The following is a 14,905-nucleotide window of genomic DNA, read 5'->3' on the forward strand; positions in this document are numbered from 1 at the left end:
CTGAGATGTCCTCCTCCGCGCAGCCGGTGCGCGCATTCGTGTCGCCGTCGCCGGCGCGGCGCATCTGGCAGCGCTTCAGGCAGCAGCGCCTCGGTTACTGGAGCCTCGTCGTCTTCGTGTTCGCCTTCGCGGCGAGCCTTGCGGCGCCGCTGTGGTGCAACGACAAGCCGCTCGTCGTGCGCTACGAGGGGCAGCTGTATTTCCCGCTCTTCAAGGACTATCCGGAGACCGCATTCGGCGGCGACTTTCCGACGCCCGCCGACTATCTCGATCCGTACATCCGGCATCGCTTCGACGAGCCGGGCAACTTCGCGATCTACCCGCCCAATCCGTACTACTACGACACACTCAACTATTTCTCGAAAGTCCCGAATCCGGCGCCGCCTTCGCGCGCGAACTGGCTGGGTACTGACGACCGCGGTCGCGACCTGTTCGCGCGGCTCGTCTACGGCTTTCGCGTTTCGGTGGAGTTCGCGCTCGTGCTCACGGCCATCGGCACGTTGCTCGGCATGCTGGCGGGTGCGGTGCAGGGCTACTTCGGCGGCAAGGTCGACATTGTCGGCCAGCGCCTGATCGAGATCTGGAGCGCGTTGCCCGAACTGTATCTGCTCATCATCTTCTCCTCGATCTTCGAGCCGGGCTTCATCCTGCTGATCGTGCTGCTCTCGCTGTTCGGCTGGATCGGCCTCTCCGATTACGTGCGCGCCGAGTTTCTGCGCAATCGCAATCAGGACTACGTGCGCGCAGCGCGCGCGATGGGGCTCTCCAACTGGCAGATCATCTGGCGACACGTGCTGCCCAACAGCCTCACGCCGGTCATCACGTTCCTGCCGTTTCGCATGAGCGGTGCGATTCTCGCGCTCACGAGCCTCGACTTTCTCGGCCTGGGCGTGCCGGCGCCCACACCGAGCCTTGGCGAACTGCTCGCCCAGGGCAAAGCCAATCTCGACGCGTGGTGGATTTCGATGTCGACGTTCGGCGTGCTCGTCGTGACGCTGCTGCTGCTCACGTTCATGGGTGACGCGCTGCGCAACGCGCTCGATACGCGCATTGCCGACGCCATGCGCGCGGGAGGCAACCAGTGAGCGCCGCCGTCAGCGAAAAGGCCGCGCCCGCGGCCGGTACGCCGCTGCTCTCGCTCGAGCGGCTGCGGGTGGCGTTCGGCGATACGGTGGCCGTCAACGACGTGACGCTCTCCATTGCGCGCGGCGAGCGCGTGGCGCTGGTGGGCGAATCGGGTTCGGGCAAGACCGTCACGGCGCTTTCCGTACTGCGTCTGCTCGCGGACGCTCAGGTGAGCGGCGCGATCCGCTTCAACGGAGAGGACCTGCTCGCGAAGAGCGAACGCGAGATGCGCGCCCTGCGCGGCAACGACATCGCGATGATCTTCCAGGAGCCTATGACGGCCCTGAATCCGCTCTTCACGGTGGGCGAGCAGATCGCGGAAACCATCATGCTGCACGATGGCCTGACGAAGCCGCAGGCGTACCGTCAGGCCGCGGCGCTGCTCGCGCGCACGGGCATCGCCGAGCCGGAGCGGCGCGTGGCGAGCTATCCGCATCAGCTTTCGGGCGGGCAGCGGCAGCGCGCGATGATCGCGATGGCGCTCGCGTGCCGGCCGCAGTTGCTGCTCGCCGACGAGCCCACCACGGCGCTCGACGTCACCATTCGCGCGCAGATCGTCGATCTGCTGCTGGAGCTTCAGCGCGACGAAGCGCAGAAGCGCGGCATGGCCGTGCTGCTCATCACGCACGACCTGAACCTCGTGCGCCGCTTTGCGCAGCGCGTGGCCGTGATGGAGCGTGGCGTACTGGTGGAGAGCGGGCCTGTCGAGACGATCTTCGAGTCGCCGCAGCATCCATACACGCAGCGGCTGCTTCACAGCCGGCCTGAGCGCACCGTCGTGCCCGTGTTGCCGATTTCTCCCGTGCTGCTGGATGCGCGCGGCGTAAGCGTCGATTTCCCCACCCCGTTGCCGGGCATTCGCGGCTGGTTTCGCACGGGGCGCTTTCGCGCGGTGGACGACGCCACCGTGTCGGTGCGACAGGGCGAGACGCTCGGCATCGTCGGCGAATCGGGTTCCGGTAAATCGACGCTTGCGATGGCGCTGCTCGGGCTGCAGCGCACTGCGCACGGCGAAATCGAGTTCCAGGGACGCTCGCTTGCGAGCTATCGCGGCCGCGAGCAGACCGAATTGCGCTCGAACATGCAGGTGGTGTTCCAGGATCCGTTCAGCTCGCTCTCGCCGCGGCACACCATCGAGCGGATTGTGGGCGAGGGGCTCGCGCTGCATCGGCCGCAACTCGATGCGAAGGCGCGGCGCGACAAGGTCGTCGCGGTGCTGCGCGAAGTGGGGCTCGACCGCACGGTGCTTTATCGCTATCCGCACGAGTTTTCGGGAGGGCAGCGGCAGCGCATCGCGATCGCGCGGTCGCTCGTGCTGGAGCCGCGCATCCTGATTCTCGACGAGCCGACGAGCGCGCTCGACGTGTCCATCCAGCAGCAGGTGCTCAAGCTGCTGGCCGGATTGCAGCGCAAGTACAACCTCGGCTACGTCTTCATCAGCCACGACCTCGAGGTGATCGGCGCCATGGCGCACCGGGTGGTGGTGATGCAAAACGGTGCCATTGTGGAGACCGGCGAGGTGGGCAAGATATTCGCCGAGCCGACCCATCCTTATACGCGAAAGCTGCTCCAGGCGGCCCTCGGCGGGCATATTCCCCAATGAGGTGCGTGTGATGATTGTTTTTTTCTATTTGTTTTGACACGCGAATACTTACTGGCTAGTATCGTCCAAAGTTTTCTTCTAACCCCCTGATTTTCGGGCAAATTCTACCGACCGATGCACCACAGACATTTGACCCAGGCTTGCGCACGCGCCGTCGCCGGGATGTTCATCGGCGTCCTGATGGCAGCAAGTTCCGGCACGTTCGCCGACGAAGCAAGCAGTTTTAGTCAGAATGCCTCAAATTCGTCGCAATTCTCGACGAATTCGCAGTCTCCCTCCCTCACCAGCAACACCCAGGCCCCCGCAGCGAGCGACAGCACGAGCGGTACCCGGTCCTTTCTGTCGGGCATGGCGGGCAAGGCCGGCGACGTGGTCGTGGGCGCGCTGAACATGATCGGCGTGCGCTATCGCTGGGGTGGTACCACGCCGGATTCGGGCCTCGATTGCAGCGGCTTCGTGCGCTACGTATTCCAGGACACGCTGGGACTTGCGCTGCCGCGCCGTGCCGAAGAAATGAGCCGGGTGGGCGAGAAGGTACGCCTCTCGGAGCTGAAGCCGGGCGACCTCGTCTTCTTCAACACGATGCGCCGCACGTTCTCGCACGTTGGCATCTACATCGGCGACAACAAGTTCGTGCATTCGCCTTCCACGGGCAGCACGATCCGCGTCGACGATATGGATGACGGCTACTGGGAAAAGCGTTTCACGGGCGCACGCCGCGTCGAGACCACCTATCCGCAGCAGCAGGACCTGAAGCAGCGCGTGAGCGCGACCATCGGCGGCAACTGAGCGAAGTTGCTTCGCTGGGGCGTTTCCTTTCCCCGGGTCTTCGGAAATTCGACAGAAAGCTCGCTTCGTTTGAAAGCGGGCTTTTTGTGCTTGTGGGGCTCAATCGCCCACCAGTAAACCATCGAGCACGTGGCGCTCGTGCTACCGGGGCGAGCAGCGCGGCAGATGGCGGCGCGGGACGAATTCCAGTTTGGGAAGACTCGCCCGGCCGCAGTCCCGCCGTCTGATCGAAGCGCGCCTTACGCGACCGTGGCCCGGCTCTGCGCGAGCTTGCGTTCGAGATCAGGCATGATCCGCGCCACGGCTTCTTCGCCGGCGAGAATCGCCGCATTGCGCTGACCGAAGTCGCTGCTGCTCATGGCGGACAGATTCGGCCGGATCACGAAGTCCGCATATTTGTCGAGCTCATAGGCCTTGATGGTTTGGCCCATGATGGTGAACGTCTGCATCAGGACATCGAACGAACTTTGCGTGAGTCCCGTTTCCGGGCGGGCGGAGATGTCCACGGCGATCACGAAATCGGCGCCCATCTTGTGCGCGAACGCGGCCGGCACCGGGCTCACCAGCCCCCCGTCCACATACTCGTGGCCGCCGATTTTCACGGGCTCGAAGATCGACGGCACGCTGCACGACGCCCGCACCGCGATGCCCGTGTTGCCGCGCTGGAACAGAATCGGCTCGCCGGTCCTCAGATCGGTGGCGACAACGCCGAGTGGCTTCGCCATTTTCTCGATGGGGCGGTTGTTCAGCGTCGTGTTCAGGTAGTTCTGCAGCGCGACGCCCTGCAGCAGGCCGCGCGCGCGAAACGGCATGGCCCAGTCGCTGATGGATGCCTGATCCATCGTCAAGGCAAGCTTGTTGATCGCGATGCCGCTCATGCCCGAAGCGTAGAGCGCGGCAACCACGGAGCCCGCGCTCGTGCCGCATACCAGATCGATCTGCACATTGCGTGCTTCGAGCGCCTTGATCACGCCGATGTGCGCAAAGCCGCGCGCAGCGCCGCCGCCGAGCGCGAGCCCGACCCGCAGCGGACGCGTTGGCTTGCTGACGGGTGGCGTGGCCGCGGCATTCGGCGTGTTGGGGGCGTTGTGGGTCTGTGTGCCTGCGGTGCCGCAGGCGGTGAGCACGGCCGAGGCCGCAGCGAGCGAAAACGCGCGGCGGCCCATGGATGGCGAGGAAGGCTTCAACGATTTCTCCAACTGCGGCAACGCGCGGCCGGCCCGTAGCCGGGGCGTATGCCGCGGATCATGCAACGCGCGCGGCGCGAAGGCTGTGGTGTATCGTGCGGCGCGCACCGCGTCGGCAACGGGCGCCGGCGCGGGCACATCATAAAGCAAACGGGCAGCAGTGGACGGATACACGAACCGAGCGGACATGCTAGTTCCGGCGGGACGCCAAACGTCCTGCCAGGGACATGCGGCATGCCCGGATGCCGCGCCTGGAAGGCAGCAAGCGCTGCGCGCCTGGCCTCGTTTGCGCGCGAGCCGCGTGGGCACGCCCGGTCCACCGAAGCCTCGGCGGGTATAATCGCAGGTCGAATTTTTTATTCGCGTCGCGCAGGCAAAACGCCGCAGGGCGTCATCGGCAGGCATCTTGCACTGCCGCTCGGGCAACTGCGGCGAGTCCTTCACGAGACCGAGGCAGCCTTGCCCGCACGCGCGACGCCGTCTCCGAGCTCATCCATATGACCACCTCTGTCCGTACCCGCTTCGCACCGAGTCCCACCGGTTTCATCCATCTCGGCAACATTCGCTCCGCGCTTTACCCGTGGGCGTTCGCGCGCCATCACAAAGGGACCTTCGTGCTGCGCATCGAGGACACGGACCTGGAACGCTCGACGTCGGAGTCGGTCGACGCCATTCTCGAAGGCATGGCGTGGCTCGGTCTCGATTACGACGAGGGCCCGTTCTACCAGATGCAGCGCATGGACCGCTATCGCGAGGTGCTGGCGCAGATGGCGGAGCAGGGCCTCGTGTACCCCTGCTACATGTCGACGGAAGAACTGGACGCGCTGCGTGAAAGACAGCGCGCCGAGGGCCTCAAGCCGCGTTACGACGGCACGTGGCGGCCCGAGCCCGGCAAGACGCTGCCCACGCCCCCGGAAGGCGTGAAGCCGGTGCTGCGCTTCCGGAATCCGCTGACCGGCGTTGTGGCATGGGACGACGCCGTGAAAGGACGGGTGGAAATCTCCAACGAGGAACTCGACGATCTCGTGATCGCGCGTCCCGACGGCACGCCCACCTACAACTTCTGCGTCGTGGTGGACGACCTCGACATGCGCATCACGCACGTGATTCGCGGCGACGACCACGTGAACAACACGCCGCGCCAGATCAACATCCTGCGTGCGCTCGGTGCGCAGCCGCCGGTCTACGCGCATCTGCCCACGGTGCTCAACGAACAGGGCGAGAAGATGAGCAAGCGTCATGGCGCCATGAGCGTGATGGGCTATCGCGACGAGGGCTATCTGCCCGAGGCCGTGCTCAACTATCTCGCGCGGCTCGGCTGGTCACATGGCGACGCCGAGATTTTCTCGCGTGAGCAGTTCGTCGAATGGTTCGACCTCGAGCACCTCGGCAAGTCGCCCGCGCAGTACGACCACAACAAGCTGAACTGGCTCAACAATCACTACATCAAAGAGACCGACAGCGCGCGTCTTGCCGAACTGGCCAAGCCGTTCTTCGCGACGCTTGGCATCGAAGCGGCGATGATCGAGGCAGGCCCGTCACTGGACGGTGTGATCGCGTTGCTCAAGGATCGGGCGTCGACCGTCAGAGAGATCGCGGAAAACGCTGTCATGTTCTACCGCGAGCCGCAGCCTGAACCTGAAGCGCTGGCGCAGCACGTAACCGATGTCGTGCGTGGCGCACTCGCGGATCTCGCCACGGCGTTGCGCAGCGCCGAGTGGACGAAGGAGGGCATCGCGGCCGCGCTGAAGTCCACGCTCGCTGCTCACAAGCTCAAGATGCCGCAGCTCGCGATGCCTGTTCGTCTGCTGGTGGTGGGCACCACACACACGCCCTCGATCGATAGCGTACTTTCGCTCTTCTCGCGCGAGGTAGTGGTGGAGCGCATCAGCAAGGCGCTGGCATAAGCGGGGTCGCTGCGGGTTCGTTGCGAGCGAGAAAGTTGCGTGTGAAAGCTCAAAGGGTATTTACAAACCGCAATTCGGTCTCTACAATCTCGCTTCTGTTCTGCAAGGGGGTATAGCTCAGCTGGGAGAGCGCTTGCATGGCATGCAAGAGGTCAGCGGTTCGATCCCGCTTACCTCCACCATCAGAACATCGTGAATGTCCTTTCTGCCCAGCCGGGTGTTTGTAGAAAAAAGGCTTCACAAGCAGCGGTAGGGCAGTTAATATAGCGGTCTTCGCTGTTGCAGGTAGTTGGCAGTAAGTTGCGGGCAATAAGCAGCGCAATGAGCAATACGATGCAGAAGCGGTCAATCTGCAAAGATTATGTCCCCTTCGTCTAGAGGCCTAGGACATCACCCTTTCACGGTGAGTACAGGGGTTCGAATCCCCTAGGGGACGCCAGGACATTAGCGGCGCCAAGCAGTAACCGGCGAAGCAGCATGCGGGAACTAACCGACGCCCGTAAGCCATGATGTAAAGACTGGAGCGGTAGTTCAGTCGGTTAGAATACCGGCCTGTCACGCCGGGGGTCGCGGGTTCGAGTCCCGTCCGCTCCGCCAGACAAAGCCCGTTCAGGCGCACTTGAGCGGGCTTTTTTATTAAGGTGTAAGCCTGTGTTGTCCCCTTCGTCTAGAGGCCTAGGACATCACCCTTTCACGGTGAGTACAGGGGTTCGAATCCCCTAGGGGACGCCAAAGACACACAGGGTAGCAGCGCCGTGCAGCATGAGGCGATGCAGCGTACCCGGCCACAAGGCGATGTGCGCGAAGCTGTAGAGTTTGGAGCGGTAGTTCAGTCGGTTAGAATACCGGCCTGTCACGCCGGGGGTCGCGGGTTCGAGTCCCGTCCGCTCCGCCAGAAACGAGAAGCCCGCTGGGAGTACCCAGCGGGCTTTTTTGTTGTTTGTCCCATGGGCACCGGGCGGTCGCGTTTGAGCTTGCCTTGAACTTGCCGGATCGAAACGCCAGTCCGTCGTTCCCCGCCGCTTCGGGAAAAACAGCCATTGCCAGCACACGCGGCCTGCCTTACCGTTGTGCAGGTTCTTCTCTCGCCAGTGTGCCATGTTTGCCCCGAACGACGTTCCATCCCGCTTCCACCTGCGCGGCGCCACCATGGAAGACTTCGAGTTCGCCGAAGCGCTTACGCGCACGAACATGGACGGCTATTATCGGCGGCACCATCTCGTCTGGCGCGGCGACCTGTTTCTCGCGAGCTGGCGCGAATCCGAGAACTTCATTCTGGAAGCTGAGGGCGAAGCGATCGGCGTACTGCGGGTGACTGAAGAAAACGACTCGCTGCATATCCGGGACGTACAGATCGCCGAAGGCCACCGACATCAGGGCGCAGGCACCTTCCTGCTCGGCATCTCGCATCAGTGGGCGCGCGAACGCGGTCTGAAGGAGCTTCAGCTACGTGTGTTCGTCGACAACCCGGCGGCAAAACTTTATCAGCGCATGGGATATCGGCCCGCGGGCCCCCGGCTGGCCCGGCTCGGCTCCATTCGGCACATGGCGCGCAAGGTGTAATGCGATGGATCCCATCGCTTTCGTCAGTCTCTAAACCAGCTCTTCTGCGCCCGCCAACCCGCTTCAGCAATTGCGTGATACCGCAGTTGCATCCACCGCAGATTACGTGCGCACGGGTGGCGCGGTGTCGGCCTCAACATCAGACGACAACAGCTCGTCTGGAGTGGCGAGCATGGTCCCGTTGTCCTCGCGATGCGCGATGTCGCGTGCGATGAATGCGCGCGGGCTCTGCCCGAAGGCCCGTCGGAACATCGCCGAAAACGCGCTCTGGCTCTGGTAGCCGAGTTCCTCCGCGACGAGCGACATGGGCCGCCCCTGGTTCAGCAAGGGAATCGCACGAGCGAGGATGGCCTGCTGGCGCCACTGCGAGAAGCTCATGCCCAGTTCCTGGCGGAACAGCCGGGCGATGGTACGCGTGCTCGCGCCGATGCTGGCCGCCCAGTGTTCCAGCGACACCGAGCCGGCCGGATCGGCAATCAGTGCTTCGCAGAGCGTGCGCAGCCGCTTTTCCGCGGGCATCGGCACCGAGAGCGGCAACGGCTCGGAGCGCGTGATCTCATCGAGGGCCAGCGTGCCGAGCAGCCGCTCACGATACGAAGGCAGCCCTTGCGTATCGAGTGCCGCGATCACCTCGCGCAGCAGCCCCGATACCTCCACCACGCGGCACGCATCCAGTCCCTCGGGCACCACCGTCTCGTCCACATAGAGCGTGCGCAGGAACGCATCTTCCACGATGACGACTTCGTGCGTCACATGCGGCGGCACCCAGATTGCGCGCGAGGGCGGCACCATCCAGGTCGTCCCGCTGGTGGCCACGCGCAGCACGCCGCGCGATGCGTAGGCGACCTGCGCCCAACCGTGTGTGTGCCGCGCGATGCGCACGCCAGCCGGCATGGGCCGCGAACGCACGCGGATGGGATGAACCGGCGTAGGCGCGAAGTCCGGCGGAATGTCGGCGAAGTGGACTTGGTCGGAAGAAGGCGAGGTGGCGTCGAGTAGCATGGCGGGCGCGGCTCCGGGACGGCGGCGGCTCCGACATTGTAGGCGGGCGAAGCACACGCTGCAGGCTCGCTCCTCGCGTCTGCGAGGCTCGCATGCCCGCCGGGGCACAACCCCATGCGGAGCCCCGTCGGCCGGTTGCCGCCGCCTTTTCTTCCCTGCCTCATATGCGGGCATAATGCGTGCGATTTCGACGGCATCGAACCCATTGCCAAACCCGAACCATTGGGAGGAAGCTCCATGACCCAGGCCACTGCAGATCTCTGCGACGCGCACGAGGACCAGCTCGCCGCCGGCACGCTGCGCGTGCTCGATCCGGTCTTTCGTTTCTTCGGCCGCACGCCGGCCTTTTGCGGTCCGGCCGCCACGCTGAAGGTCTTCGAAGACAACACGCTCGTGCGTGCCGCGCTCGAACAGCCCGGCGAGGGCCGCGTGCTCGTGGTGGACGGCGGAGGTAGTCTGCGATGCGCGCTGGTCGGGGGCAACCTCGGCAAGCTCGGAGAGACCAACGGCTGGGCGGGCATCGTGGTGTACGGCTGCGTGCGCGACACGGTCGAACTGAACGAATGCGAGATCGGTATTGCCGCGCTGGCCACGAACCCGCAGCGCAGCCAGAAACGCGGCGGCGGCGAGCGCGACGTGCCGGTGCGCTTGCCCGGCACCACCGTGCGGCCTGGCGAATGGGTCTACGCCGATGCGGACGGCGTGCTGGTTGCCAACGTGCCGCTCTGAAGTCGGGAGACGCTTGATGCAGTACGTGTTCGTCTACGGCACCTTGCGGGCGGGAGAGATCAACGACATCAATGCAGCCGCGGCGCGTTACGACATCGCGACGCCGGTGCTCGTGGGCGAGGCCTGTGTGCCGGGAAGGCTGTTCGACTTCGGCGCGTATCCGGGCCTGGTGGTGGAGCAGGTGGGCGATCGCGCGTTGCCCGTGAAGGGCGACGTCTACGAGATCGACGATGCGCTCGTCGCCGTGCTCGATGAGATCGAAGAGGTGTATCCGGGCGTGGAAGGGTTGTTTCTCGCCCGCCACACGCAGGTCGAGCTGCACGGCGTGGCATTCACCTGCCGGTTCTATCCCGTCGCGCTGGAGTCGACGAGAGGATTGCCGGAGATCAGGAACGGAGACTGGGTGGCGCATCGTCGCGCGCGCTGAGCGACGTCTGAGGTCGCCCGAGGGTTTCTCAATCCGCGTGCGCTACGCCGCCACCCATTCCGCCCGCTACTGCAAGCCGGCCCGCCTTTCACAGCCGGGCCGGCCCCGCAATAGCAGTCACGATACTCAGATTTCCTCGTACAACGGCAGCGTGAGGAATTCCGTGAACTGCTCTGCCGTCGACATCTGCTCGAAGATTTCAGCCGCGCGCTCGTACGGCGCCGTATCGCCCCCCACCACGTTCTTCACCTTCACGAGTTCCTCTTTCGCGAGGGCGCGCACGAGTTCGGCCGTGACCTTGCGGCCGTCCTCCAGCGTGCCCTTCGGCGAGCGGATCCACTGCCATACCTGGGAGCGCGAAATTTCTGCTGTGGCGGCGTCTTCCATCAGGTTGTGGATCGGCACGCAGCCGTTACCGGTGAGCCACGAGCCCAGGTAGTGGATGCCCACGTTGATGTTGTTGCGCAGACCCGTTTCGGTGATCGGCGCTTCCGGACGGAAGTCGAGCAGATCCTTCGCCGTCACCTGCACGTCGTCGCGCTGCTTGCCGATCTGGTTCGGCTTGTCGCCAAGCACTTTGACGAACTCTTCCATCGCCACGGGCACGAGGCCCGGGTGCGCGACCCAGCCGCCGTCGTAGCCGTCGCCTGCGTCGCGCGCCTTGTCCGAACGTACGCCGCCCATTGCCTTGTCGTTGGCGGCCGGATCGTTCTTGATCGGAATCAGCGCGCTCATGCCGCCGATAGCCGGCGCATTGCGGCGGTGACACGTCTTGAGCAGCTGCAGTGCGTAGGCGCGCATGAACGGCACGGTCATCGTGATCTGCGAGCGGTCCGCGAGGCAGAAGTCCTTGTCGTTCTTGAACTTCTTGATGGCCGAGAAGATGTAGTCCCAGCGGCCCGCGTTGAGGCCCGAGCTGTGCTCGCGCAGTTCATAGAGAATCTCGTCCATCTCGAACGCAGCGAGGATCGTTTCGATCAGCACCGTCGCGCGGATCGTGCCGCGGGCAATGCCGACAGCTTCCTGGGCGGCGACGAAGACGTCGTTCCACAGGCGCGCTTCGAGATGGCTCTCCATCTTCGGCAGATAGAAGTACGGGCCGCTGCCGCGCGCGATCAATTCCTTCGCGTTGTGGAAGAGGTACAGCGCGAAGTCGAAGATGCCGCCCGAGACGCGCTGGCCGTCCACGGTCACGTGCTTTTCGTCGAGGTGCCAGCCGCGCGGACGCACGATCAGCGTCGCGATCTTGTCGTTGAGACGATACGACTTGCCGTTCTGCTCGAGCGAAATGGTGCGGCGGACAGCGTCCTTGAGGTTGAGGTGACCGGTGATCTGGTTGTTCCAGTTCGGGGTGTTCGAGTCCTCGAAGTCGGTCATGTACGAGTCCGCGCCCGAGTTCAGCGCGTTGATGATCATCTTGCGCTCGACCGGGCCCGTGATTTCCACGCGGCGGCATGCCAGGTCTTTCGGCAGCGGCGCAATGGTCCAGTCGCCGTCGCGCACGCTCTTCGTTTCAGCGAGGAAGTCGGGGCGCTCGCCGGCGTCGAGGCGCTTCGTGCGCTCGGCGCGTGCCTTGAGCAGCTCCTGGCGGCGCGGCTCGAACGCGCGATGCAGTTGCGCGACGAGCGCCAGCGCCTCTGGCGTGAGGATCGTTTCGAAGCCCGGCGCGATCTCGCCGGTAATCTGCATGCCCTGCGGTGTCTGCAACGAATTGGCCATGATGGCTGCTCCCTGGTCGGTCAGATGTGAATCGGATGTGAAAGCGGTTACTGCGTACGCCGTCCACGCGGAACGGCGGCCCTTCATGCGCCGGGGCTGTGGCGCACGCGGGCCGCGCTCCGGTCGGGCGGCGCATGGGTTTCGAGAAATGCGGCGAGTTCCGCCATGCCGCTGCCTGTGCCGTCGGGCCGCACGCCGAGTTCCTCGGCGGGCGCACCCTGGCGGTTGATCCAGAACGTGGTGTAGCCGAACCAGCCGGCGCCCGCGGCGTCCCAACCGTTCGACGAAACGAACACGATGTCGCGCGGGGCGGCACCGAAAGCCTGCGTGCCGAGTGCATAGGCTGCGGGCGAGGGCTTGTAGGCGCGCACGGCGTCCACGGAAAGCACGTGATCGAAGAGCCCGGTCATGCCGGCGCTCTTGATGGCGATGTCGAGCATCTGCGGATTGCCGTTCGAGAGAATGGCGAGGCCCGGCGCGCGCCCTGCGCTATTGCTGCTATTGCGGGCGCGCAACTGCCGCAGCACGGGCAGCACGTCGGGAAAAGCCGAGAGACACGCGTATTCGTCCATCAGCCGCTTTTCACCGGTGGCGGTGAGCGGCAGGCCCAGCTTGCGGGCGGAGAAGCGCAAGGCGTCGAGCGTGATGTTCCAGAACGGCTGGTAGCGCGCGCCGCCTTCGGGGTCGGAGAGCGTGCGCAGCTGCGTGTATTCGATCTGCTTTTGCCGCCACAGCTGCGACAGCGCGATTCCGTGGCCCGCGAACAACTGCTCGGCTGCGGCGACGACCGAATGCACGTCGAAGAGCGTGCCGTACGCGTCGAAAATCACTGCTTTGGGAAAGGGTGTCGTTGTGGCCGACATAGCCGTGCGCTCCGTTATCAGAGGTCAACGACGATTCTATTCGTGATGGTAAAAGCAAAGAAAGCCCTGAATCGTCACTTGATCTTTTACTTCTATCTACCTAATCTGTCGCTCACCGCTCGGAAACTCATTTTTCCGACGCTCGAACCGCTTACGGTGACGCGATGGACCGCTTCAAACAGATCGAAACCTTCGTTGCCGTGGCGGCGAAGGGCAGCCTTTCGGCCGCGGCACAGGCCGAGGGCGTGGCGCCTGCCATCATCGGGCGGCGCATCGACGCTCTCGAAGAGCGCCTCGGCGTGAAACTGCTCGTGCGCACCACGCGGCGCATCACGCTCACGTTCGAAGGCTCCGCGTTTCTCGAAGACTGCCAGCGCGTGCTGCATGAGATGCAGAACGCCGAAGCGAGCGTGTCGGCGGGCGGGGTCAAGGCGAGCGGCCACCTGCGCGTCTCGGCGCCGGCGGGTTTCGGACGGCGCCACGTGGCGCCGCTCGTGCCCGCGTTCACCGTGGCACATCCCGACGTCTCGGTCACGCTCGATCTCTCGGACCGCATGGTGGACCTCGTGAACGAAGGCTTCGACTGCGCCGTGCGTCTCGGCGAATTGCCGGATTCGTCGCTCGTGTCGTTGCGGCTGGGCGAGAACCGGCGGCTCTGCGTGGCTTCGCCGGGCTACCTCGCACGCCGCGGCGCGCCGGCCACGCTTGCCGATCTCGCCCATCACAATTGCCTTGCGCTGGCGGCGAGCGCCAACCAGCAGCGTGGCTGGACGTTCCAGCAGGACGACAAGGTGGTCTCGATCCGCGTCTCGGGCACCATGGAATGCTCGGACGGTGCGGTCCTGCACGAATGGTGTCTCGAAGGGCACGGGCTCGCGTGGCGCTCCTGGTGGGAAGTCGGCACCGACGTACTGGCCGGACGGCTCGTGAGCGTGCTCGACGCTTTTGCCGCGCCACCCATCGGCATTCACGCCGTGTTTCCCCAGCGCCGCCATTTGCCGCTGCGCGTGCGGCTCTTTCTCGATTTCCTCAAACATACCTACGAGCAGCCCGGCTACTGGGGCGAAGGTTGACGCCCCGCCTTGCGCCGCGCTGCGCGCGGGTTTCCGATATGGGTACAGACCCGCACCCGTGTGCTGGGGCGTTTTTCGGCGCACTAGAATCGAAGCAAGAGGTCCGCGATGCGAGACCATTCCGACACCACCGCCGCAGTCCGGCGCTGTGCAGATCGCGCCGCTGCCCACCACGGAGGGCGCCATGTTCAGGCACATCCTCGTTCCAACCGACGGATCGGAACTGTCGAAGAAGGCGATCGACGGCGCCATCGATCTCGCCCGAGCCGTGGGGGCGCGCGTGACGGCGTATGCGTGCCTGCCGCAATATCCGTACTCGCCGTTTTCCGAAGTCGTGATCGAGCCGCCCGTCGATTTCCAGCAGCGCAGCGAACGTGAAGCGCAGGTGCATCTGCAGGAGGTCGAGCAAGCTGCGCGCAGCGCGGGCGTGGCCTGCGACTGCCAGACGAGCGTGCACCCGTCACCGTATCTCGGGATCATCGAAGCCGCGGAACAGGGCGGTTGTGACGTGATCTTCATGGCCTCGCACGGACGGCGTGGCCTGGGCAGCCTGCTGATCGGCAGCGAGACGCAGCGCGTGCTGACCCATACGAAGATTCCTGTGATCGTGTATCGATAGCGACAAGCGAGGCCGTCAAAAACGCGGCCCGCAGCGAAATCGCGCCGGTGGTCCGGCGCGTTCCGTTCTTTTGCGTGCTGTCGCGGTTGTGCCGCGTTGGCATTTTTTCCAGGCTTGCAGTCCGTCGTATGGGGTCGACCATACTGGCCTGCGAACGCGCGTACCTCAACGCGCAGCCTGGTGTGGGGGCGGGTGGTACCTGAGGTATCCACCCGCCGCGCCTCCTCCCTGATTTGTTTTTCGAAGCCGGGATTATTCGGGCCCGGGGACCGGACCCGGCAATCCGCCGGCAACCCGCT

The 14,905-nt window shown here is 64.7% G+C and carries 13 protein-coding genes and 5 tRNA genes; 14 read left to right on the forward strand and 4 right to left on the reverse strand.

Annotated features, from left to right (window positions below):
- The first annotated feature begins 5 nt into the window (after window positions 1-5).
- The 3 genes from P2869_RS07280 (at window position 6) to P2869_RS07290 (ending at window position 3,517) form a co-directional block, all read left to right on the forward strand.
- Window positions 6-1,085, forward strand: coding sequence for an ABC transporter permease (locus P2869_RS07280; protein WP_017778094.1), 1,080 nt, complete (start codon window positions 6-8; stop codon window positions 1,083-1,085).
- Window positions 1,082-2,728: a dipeptide ABC transporter ATP-binding protein gene (locus P2869_RS07285; RefSeq protein ID WP_277597885.1), complete on the forward strand. Its 1,647-nt coding sequence runs from the start codon at window positions 1,082-1,084 to the stop codon at window positions 2,726-2,728. Before P2869_RS07280 ends, P2869_RS07285 begins: the two co-directional genes overlap by 4 nt.
- Window positions 2,729-2,842: 114 nt before the next feature.
- Window positions 2,843-3,517: a C40 family peptidase gene (locus P2869_RS07290; protein WP_277597886.1), complete on the forward strand. Its 675-nt coding sequence runs from the start codon at window positions 2,843-2,845 to the stop codon at window positions 3,515-3,517.
- A gap of 239 nt (window positions 3,518-3,756) precedes the next feature.
- Here the strand turns inward: P2869_RS07290 and P2869_RS07295 are convergent, their stop codons facing one another.
- The gene (locus P2869_RS07295; protein ID WP_277597887.1) at window positions 3,757-4,893 is read right to left on the reverse strand and encodes a patatin-like phospholipase family protein; all 1,137 of its coding nucleotides are present in this window, start codon (window positions 4,891-4,893) and stop codon (window positions 3,757-3,759) included.
- 308 nt (window positions 4,894-5,201) lie between these two features.
- Here P2869_RS07295 and gltX point away from each other — a divergent pair, with 308 nt between their 5' ends.
- From gltX to P2869_RS07330, 7 genes are all read left to right on the forward strand, one after another.
- A complete protein-coding gene (gene gltX / locus P2869_RS07300) occupies window positions 5,202-6,611 on the forward strand; it encodes a glutamate--tRNA ligase (protein WP_277597888.1) in 1,410 nt (469 codons plus the stop codon).
- A gap of 106 nt (window positions 6,612-6,717) precedes the next feature.
- Window positions 6,718-6,793 (forward strand) — tRNA-Ala (locus P2869_RS07305).
- 181 nt (window positions 6,794-6,974) lie between these two features.
- Window positions 6,975-7,050 (forward strand) — tRNA-Glu (locus P2869_RS07310).
- Between the two features lie 81 nt (window positions 7,051-7,131).
- Window positions 7,132-7,208, forward strand: a tRNA-Asp gene (locus P2869_RS07315).
- Window positions 7,209-7,267: 59 nt separating this feature from the next.
- Window positions 7,268-7,343 (forward strand) — tRNA-Glu (locus P2869_RS07320).
- Window positions 7,344-7,429: 86 nt separating this feature from the next.
- Window positions 7,430-7,506: transfer RNA gene (locus tag P2869_RS07325), tRNA-Asp, on the forward strand.
- Between the two features lie 203 nt (window positions 7,507-7,709).
- On the forward strand, window positions 7,710-8,174 hold the full coding sequence (locus tag P2869_RS07330; protein WP_026122111.1) for a GNAT family N-acetyltransferase: 465 nt from the start codon (window positions 7,710-7,712) through the stop codon (window positions 8,172-8,174).
- A 102-nt stretch (window positions 8,175-8,276) separates the two neighbouring features.
- Here the strand turns inward: P2869_RS07330 and P2869_RS07335 are convergent, their stop codons facing one another.
- Window positions 8,277-9,176, reverse strand: coding sequence for a helix-turn-helix transcriptional regulator (locus P2869_RS07335; protein WP_277597889.1), 900 nt, complete (start codon window positions 9,174-9,176; stop codon window positions 8,277-8,279).
- A gap of 237 nt (window positions 9,177-9,413) precedes the next feature.
- Between P2869_RS07335 and rraA the strand changes: the two genes are divergently transcribed.
- On the forward strand, window positions 9,414-9,905 hold the full coding sequence (gene rraA / locus P2869_RS07340) for a ribonuclease E activity regulator RraA (RefSeq protein ID WP_017778103.1): 492 nt from the start codon (window positions 9,414-9,416) through the stop codon (window positions 9,903-9,905).
- A 16-nt stretch (window positions 9,906-9,921) separates the two neighbouring features.
- Window positions 9,922-10,332, forward strand: a complete 411-nt coding sequence (locus P2869_RS07345; protein WP_017778104.1) for a gamma-glutamylcyclotransferase family protein — start codon at window positions 9,922-9,924, stop codon at window positions 10,330-10,332.
- A gap of 126 nt (window positions 10,333-10,458) precedes the next feature.
- Here the strand turns inward: P2869_RS07345 and aceB are convergent, their stop codons facing one another.
- Window positions 10,459-12,051 carry a malate synthase A gene (aceB, locus tag P2869_RS07350; RefSeq protein WP_277597890.1) on the reverse strand — a complete coding sequence of 531 codons (1,593 nt, stop codon included), beginning with the start codon at window positions 12,049-12,051 and terminating at the stop codon, window positions 10,459-10,461.
- Between the two features lie 83 nt (window positions 12,052-12,134).
- Window positions 12,135-12,914: a haloacid dehalogenase type II gene (locus tag P2869_RS07355; RefSeq protein ID WP_277597891.1), complete on the reverse strand. Its 780-nt coding sequence runs from the start codon at window positions 12,912-12,914 to the stop codon at window positions 12,135-12,137.
- 164 nt (window positions 12,915-13,078) lie between these two features.
- On the opposite strand from P2869_RS07355, the gene P2869_RS07360 reads away from it, so the two are divergent.
- Both P2869_RS07360 and P2869_RS07365 read left to right on the forward strand, forming a co-directional pair.
- Window positions 13,079-13,987: a LysR family transcriptional regulator gene (locus P2869_RS07360; protein ID WP_017778107.1), complete on the forward strand. Its 909-nt coding sequence runs from the start codon at window positions 13,079-13,081 to the stop codon at window positions 13,985-13,987.
- A gap of 184 nt (window positions 13,988-14,171) precedes the next feature.
- The gene (locus P2869_RS07365) at window positions 14,172-14,606 is read left to right on the forward strand and encodes a universal stress protein (RefSeq protein ID WP_026122112.1); all 435 of its coding nucleotides are present in this window, start codon (window positions 14,172-14,174) and stop codon (window positions 14,604-14,606) included.
- Window positions 14,607-14,905: the final 299 nt, after the last annotated feature.

The sequence above is a fragment of the Paraburkholderia sp. SUR17 genome, from assembly GCF_029536165.1.
Classification (GTDB): Bacteria; Pseudomonadota; Gammaproteobacteria; order Burkholderiales; family Burkholderiaceae; genus Paraburkholderia; species Paraburkholderia kururiensis.

Excerpts from the sequence above, each read along its gene's own strand:
- aceB (WP_277597890.1), bottom strand. The coding sequence starts at position 12,051 with ATGGCCAATTCGTTGCAGACACCGCAGGGCATGCAGATTACCGGCGAG.
- P2869_RS07365 (WP_026122112.1), top strand. The coding sequence starts at position 14,172 with ATGTTCAGGCACATCCTCGTTCCAACCGACGGATCGGAACTGTCGAAG.
- P2869_RS07280 (WP_017778094.1), top strand. The coding sequence starts at position 6 with ATGTCCTCCTCCGCGCAGCCGGTGCGCGCATTCGTGTCGCCGTCGCCG.
- rraA (WP_017778103.1), top strand. The coding sequence starts at position 9,414 with ATGACCCAGGCCACTGCAGATCTCTGCGACGCGCACGAGGACCAGCTC.
- P2869_RS07335 (WP_277597889.1), bottom strand. The coding sequence starts at position 9,176 with ATGCTACTCGACGCCACCTCGCCTTCTTCCGACCAAGTCCACTTCGCC.
- P2869_RS07330 (WP_026122111.1), top strand. The coding sequence starts at position 7,710 with ATGTTTGCCCCGAACGACGTTCCATCCCGCTTCCACCTGCGCGGCGCC.
- P2869_RS07345 (WP_017778104.1), top strand. The coding sequence starts at position 9,922 with ATGCAGTACGTGTTCGTCTACGGCACCTTGCGGGCGGGAGAGATCAAC.
- gltX (WP_277597888.1), top strand. The coding sequence starts at position 5,202 with ATGACCACCTCTGTCCGTACCCGCTTCGCACCGAGTCCCACCGGTTTC.
- P2869_RS07290 (WP_277597886.1), top strand. The coding sequence starts at position 2,843 with ATGCACCACAGACATTTGACCCAGGCTTGCGCACGCGCCGTCGCCGGG.
- P2869_RS07295 (WP_277597887.1), bottom strand. The coding sequence starts at position 4,893 with ATGTCCGCTCGGTTCGTGTATCCGTCCACTGCTGCCCGTTTGCTTTAT.
- P2869_RS07355 (WP_277597891.1), bottom strand. The coding sequence starts at position 12,914 with ATGTCGGCCACAACGACACCCTTTCCCAAAGCAGTGATTTTCGACGCG.
- P2869_RS07360 (WP_017778107.1), top strand. The coding sequence starts at position 13,079 with ATGGACCGCTTCAAACAGATCGAAACCTTCGTTGCCGTGGCGGCGAAG.